General features: G+C 73.3%; 1 protein-coding gene and 1 pseudogene. Both read left to right on the forward strand.

The features are described from left to right. Positions 1–498, forward strand: a 498-nt coding sequence (locus tag AC5RUJ_RS17465; RefSeq protein ID WP_494156403.1) for a ferrochelatase, incomplete at its 5' end; no start/stop codon positions are given. After that, positions 495–821: pseudogene (locus tag AC5RUJ_RS17470) on the forward strand (hydroxymethylbilane synthase); the annotation flags it as partial. The gene AC5RUJ_RS17465 and the pseudogene AC5RUJ_RS17470, both read left to right, overlap by 4 nt.

The raw sequence follows: 821 nt of genomic DNA on the forward strand, positions 1-821 counted from the left end.
GCCTACGTGGCGCAGCACCTGGCCACCGCCCGGGCCGTCCTGGACCGCGTGCCGGGAGCAGCCGGCGTCAACTGGTCGCTCGTCTACCAGTCCCGCTCCGGCGCGCCGCATGTGCCGTGGCTGGAGCCGGACATCAACGACGCGCTCGAAGAGCTGCCCGCGCAGGGGGTCAAGGGCGTGGTCATCGTGCCGCTGGGCTTTGTCAGCGACCACATGGAGGTGATGTGGGACCTGGACACGGAGGCACTGGAGACCTGCCGCGGCCTCGGGCTGGCCGCCGCCCGCGTGCCCACCCCGGGCGTGCACCGGAAGTTCGTCGAGGGCCTCGTGGACCTGGTCTGTGAGCGCACGGTGGAACAGCACCGCGCGGACCGCCCGGCGCTGACCGGCCTGGGACCCTGGATGGACGTGTGCATGCCCGGCTGCTGCGCCAACCGCCGCGGCGAGAAGCCGACGGTGGCCGGCATGGATTCGACCGTGGGGGTGCCGCAGCCATGACCGTCACAGTCCGCATCGGCACCCGCGGCAGCGCCCTGGCGGTCACCCAGACCACCACCGTGGCCGAGGCGCTGGCCGCCGGCGGGGCCCTGGAGTATGAACTGGTCCGGATCAAGACCGAGGGCGACGTGCTGCGGGGGCCGCTGGCCCAGATCGGCGGAACCGGAGTCTTCACCGCCGCGCTGCGCGAGGCCCTGCTGGATGACCGCTGCGACGTGGCCGTGCATTCGCTGAAGGACCTGCCCACCGGCGTGGCCGACGGGCTGCAGATCGCCGCCATTCCCGCCCGCGTCGACGTCCGCGACGCCCTCTGCGCCCGGGAC

The sequence above is a fragment of the Arthrobacter sp. Y3223164 genome, assembly GCF_059091005.1.